Annotated in this window: 3 protein-coding genes and 2 pseudogenes; 3 read left to right on the top strand and 2 right to left on the bottom strand. The window is 73.7% G+C overall.

Annotated features, from left to right (window positions below; genetic code table 11):
• Window positions 1-60: 60 nt before the first annotated feature.
• Entirely contained in the window at window positions 61-1,119 is a 1,059-nt protein-coding gene (locus tag ACFU53_RS46900; protein ID WP_384006443.1) for a lactonase family protein, read from the bottom strand.
• Between the two features lie 50 nt (window positions 1,120-1,169).
• Complete coding sequence (locus ACFU53_RS46895; protein WP_384006446.1) at window positions 1,170-2,669, bottom strand: FUSC family protein; 1,500 nt, start codon at window positions 2,667-2,669, stop codon at window positions 1,170-1,172.
• A gap of 256 nt (window positions 2,670-2,925) precedes the next feature.
• Between ACFU53_RS46895 and ACFU53_RS46890 the strand changes: the two genes are divergently transcribed.
• From ACFU53_RS46890 to ACFU53_RS46880, 3 genes and pseudogenes are all read left to right on the top strand, one after another.
• Window positions 2,926-3,414, top strand: a complete 489-nt coding sequence (locus ACFU53_RS46890) for an Lrp/AsnC family transcriptional regulator (RefSeq protein WP_384006440.1) — start codon at window positions 2,926-2,928, stop codon at window positions 3,412-3,414.
• Between the two features lie 20 nt (window positions 3,415-3,434).
• Window positions 3,435-3,932 (top strand): annotated as a pseudogene (locus tag ACFU53_RS46885) (HAD family hydrolase); the annotation flags it as partial.
• A 177-nt stretch (window positions 3,933-4,109) separates the two neighbouring features.
• A pseudogene (locus tag ACFU53_RS46880) lies at window positions 4,110-4,298 on the top strand (HAD family phosphatase); the annotation flags it as partial.
• Window positions 4,299-4,330 lie beyond the last annotated feature (32 nt).

Below are 4,330 nucleotides of genomic sequence, written 5' to 3'. Positions count from 1 at the left end.
GGGCCCTCGGCCGTACGTATGCCGGTGTGTGCCGGTGTGCCGGTCTCCGTACAGGCCTCCTCAGACGTCCAGGACGACGCAGGAAGCCGCGGGCGCCTCGATCGAACCGCCGCGTGCCGGTACGCCCGTGTCGGGGTCGACCGTGAACCAGGTGACGTCGCCGGAGCGCTCGTTGGCCACGTACAGCTGCCCGGCCGCGTACGTGAGGGCGCGCGGCCAGTGGCCGCCGCAGGGCACGGTCGTGACCAGGCGCAGCCCGTCGCCCTCGACGGCGAGCACGGAGAGCACGTCCGTGCCACGGGTGGCCGTCCATACGAAGCGGCCGTCGGGGGACACGACGACGCCCGAGGGGTACGCGTCGCCCTCCGGGGCCCCCTGGAGCACCGGAGTCTCCCCCAGGGCCTCCAGCAGGCCGTCAGAGGCGTTCCAGCGGCACACGGTGACCGTGGGGGCGAGTTCGTTCAGCACATAGACCCACGATCCGTCCGGCCCGCCCGGGTGGAAGGCGAGGTGGCGCGGTCCCGAGCCCGGCCGCAGCGCCGTCTCGTGACGCACGACGGGGACGCCGTCCTCCAGCGCGCACACCCGCACCGAGTCGGCGCCGAGGTCGACGCCGAGGAACCACCGGCCGCTCGGGTCGGGCAGCACCTGGTGGGCGTGCGGTTCCTGCTGGCGACGTGGGTCGGGCCCCGATCCGGTGTGCCGGAGCGTTCCGGAGGCGGGGGCCGCGAGGGTGCCGTCGGGGCGCAGGGGGACGGCGGTGACGCTGCCGGAGCCGTAGTCGGCGGTCAGCACATGGCCGGCGTGCAGAGAGAGGTGGGTGGGGCCGTCGCCGACCGCCACCGGGGGCCCCGTCAACTCGGGCTTGTCGCCCGTCACCCGGTAGGCGGCCACGGCTCCCTCGGGCCGCTCGCTGACCGCGTAGAGCGTGTCCCCGACCGGCGAGAGGGCGAGGTAGGACGGGTCGGGGACGTCGTCCGCGCCGCCGAGGAGGGTCAGCGCGCCGCTCGCCTCGTCCACGGCGGCGACGAGGACGCCGAGGCCGCCCGCCGACGTGAACGATCCGATGTAGGCCCGCCTCGGCCGCCGTGCGTCCGCCGCCTGACCCGCTGCTGTCACTGCCGTCCCCTCCCGCTCGCCTGCCGTGCGGGCGAACAGTAGCAGGAGGTCTAGACCAAAGTCTGTACGAGGGAGGAGCCGCGCAGGGGCTGGGCGAGGTCCGCGAGGGCGCGTTCCAGGCCGTGGAGGTGCGCGAGGGCCTGTTCCGCGCCGGGGTGATGGCCGGGGTGCGGGACGCCGGCGGGCGCCGGGGCGGGTCGCTCGGGTACGGCGCCGACCAGGGCCTCGACGGCCGACTCGACGCGGCGGCAGGCGGCGGTGAGGCGGGCGTCGTGGGAGGCGTCCGGGTCGGCGGCGACGGCGGCGAGGCCGCGGGCCTCCCGGGCGCAGTCGTCGAGGAGGGCGAGCACCCGGCGGGCCCGTTCCTTGCGCGGTAGCAGCGGGTTGAGCGGGTGGACCAGGGGCGCGAGGGACAGCCGTACGCGCCCGAGGAGTGCCTCCAGTTCCGCCACGCGCGGCGCCGGGTCGGCGGCGGGGTCTCCCGCCAGGCGCCGGGCCGCCGTCGCGGTGCAGCCGTGCACCGCGTGCAGGGCCCGCCGCACCCACCGGTCGGTGACGGCGTGCGTGGTGACCGGCAGGATCAGCGCCACCGCGAGCGCGGCACCGAGCGCGCCGACCCCGGTCTGCGCCAGGCGGAGGCCGAGAAGCGCCGGATCCAGGACGCCGAGGAGACCGTAGAGCAGGCCCGCCATGACGGTGACGCAGAGCATCATCCAGGAATACGACACGGCGGCCGTGTAGAAGATGCCGAACACGCAGACGGCGACCAGCGCGGCGGTGGGGGCCGGGGCGCCGTGCAGGGGGACGGCGACCAGGAGACCGACGAGGATGCCGGTGACCGTGCCGAGGACGCGTCGGAAGCCGCGGACCAGGGTCTCGCCGCGCGAGGTGGTGTTCACGAAGATCCACCAGGCGGTGCCGACGGCCCAGTACCAGCGTTCCTGCGAGAGGACCTGTCCGGCGGCCATCGCGAAGGCGCAGGCGGCACTCGCCTGGAAGGCCTGGCGGGTGGTGGACCGGGCGAGTCCACGGCCGTCGCCCGGGGCGGGGGCCGCCGTCGGCGGGGTGCGCCGCTCGACGCACCAGGCACCGAAGCGCACGGCCGAGGACGCTGCCAGCGCGAGGGTCATCGCCGTGTACAGCTCGGGCAGTTGGCCGGGGACGGCGTGCAGGAACTGGGTGACGAAGAAGGTCATGAAGGCGAAGATGCCGAGCGCGTGGCCCCGTGGGCCCCAGCGGCGGGCATGGACGCCGCAGAAGATCACGACGAGCCAGATCGCGTCGCGCAGCGCCGGCACGTCGTGCAGGACCGTCGCGAGGGCCAGGACCGGGAAGCCCACAGCCGGCAGCAGTGCGGTGGTGACCGCCTGGCCGCGCACCGTCGGACCGGCGACCGTGAAGAGCGCGAGGAGCGCCGCGAGTCCACCCGTGATCGAGGCGGTCAGCGACAGCCCCGCCAGCTCCGACACGGTCACCGCGAGACCGATGCCGAGCACCGCCCGCAGCGAGACCCGCAGCCGCAGCAGCCCCGGGTCCGGAGCCATGAACATCCTCTTCACCGCCGCCCGCCCCTCTCCCGTTCCGCTTCAGCCCGTTCAGACATCGACCACGCCGTCGCGGCATGGCAATGGCATGGAAATGGCGCCGCGGGCACGGACCGGCCTCATTGCCGTCCTGCGCTGCGCGGCGCCATCGATGGGCAACAGGAAAACATCAGAGCCACGGTGGCTCAACCGGCGTGCGGTTCACTGGGCCATTGGTACAGTTTTCCATGATCACCGAATGACAGAGGGAGGCCAACGGACCATGGCCGTGGACGAGCTCGACACCCGCATCCTGCGGCTGCTCCTGGACCAGCCGCGCACCAGCGTGCGGGAGTACGCCCGCATCCTCGGCGTCGCCCGGGGCACGCTCCAGGCCCGCCTCGACCGGCTGGAACGCGACGGTGTGATCACCGGCACGAGCCCGTCGCTCTCCCCCGCCGCGCTCGGCCACCCGGTGCTGGCCTTCGTGCACATCGAGGTGACCCAGGGGCACCTCGACGACGTGGGGGACGCGCTGGCGGCCGTACCGGAGATCATCGAGGCGTTCTCGATCACGGGCGGCGGCGATCTCCTCACCCGGGTCGTGGCCCGGGACAACGCGCATCTGGAGGACGTGATCCAGGCGCTGATCAGCCTGCCGGGCGTCGTGCGCACGCGAACGGAGGTGGCGCTCAGGGAGCGGGTGCCGTACCGGCTGTCGCCGTTGGTGGAGTCGATCGGCTCGACGGCGGGCCGGCCGGCGAGGAACTGACCCCTGGCACCCTGGAGTCCATGAGCACTGTCCGCAGCACTTCGGTCATCTTCGATCTCGACGGAACGCTCGTGGACAGCGAACCGAACTACTACGAAGCGAGCCTGCGCATCCTCGCCGAGCACGGAGTCACCGGCTTCACTTGGGCGGACCATGAGCGCCACGTCGGCATCAGCATCCGGGAGACGGTCTCGGACTGAAAGGACCGGTACGGCCTCGCCGCACCGGTCGAGGCGATCGTCGCGGACAAGAACCGCCACTATCTGGAGCTGGCCCGCACCGGCACCCGGGTCTGCCCGGAGATGCGGAAGCTCGTGGAGCTGCTCGCGGCCGAGGGGGTGCCCATGGCCGTGGCCTCGGGGTCGTCGCGCGAGGCGATCGAGGTGATCCTCGGCGGCACCGGGCTCGACGCGTATCTGCGGAGCGTCGTGTCGGCGGAGGAGGTCGACCGCGGCAAGCCGGCGCCCGATGTGTTCCTGGAGGCCGCCCGCCGCCTGGGCGCAGCCCCGGCCGACAGCGATCCGGTGACGCACAGGAGCAGGGTGAGCGCGAGGGACGGGCGCAGCAGGGGCAAGGTGATGGAGCGGAACACCTGGTCTCCGCGCGGACCTGGCTGCGGCCGTTGAGTGCCTTGGACGCCGTGGCGATCAGCAGGGCGGCAGTCGGTGTGCCGAGGAAGGACACCTCTTCGTCGTGTCGTCCTGGAGGACGCGGCGCCGGGTGCGGCCGCCGCCCACGCGGCCGGGATGCGGTGCGTCGCGGTTCCCTGTCTCGCCGACCGGGCCGACGATCCGGCGTTCGCGACGGCGGGGCTGGCGGTGCGGGGCGGGCAGGGGGAGTTCACGGCGCGGGAGGCGTACGACTGGGTCGTGGCGTCGGGTTGAGACGGGACGGGCGGAGCCCGGTTCACCGAGGG

This window comes from Streptomyces sp. NPDC057474 (genome assembly GCF_042802555.1).
Lineage (GTDB): Bacteria > Actinomycetota > Actinomycetes > Streptomycetales > Streptomycetaceae > Streptomyces.
The sequence above is the reverse complement of the archived record's forward strand: the minus strand, read 5'-3'. Positions and strand labels throughout refer to the sequence as shown.

What these genes read in the sequence shown, in the direction of transcription:
- ACFU53_RS46895 (WP_384006446.1), bottom strand. Translation starts at nt 2,669, where the DNA reads ATGTTCATGGCTCCGGACCCGGGGCTGCTGCGGCTGCGGGTCTCGCTG.
- ACFU53_RS46890 (WP_384006440.1), top strand. Translation starts at nt 2,926, where the DNA reads ATGGCCGTGGACGAGCTCGACACCCGCATCCTGCGGCTGCTCCTGGAC.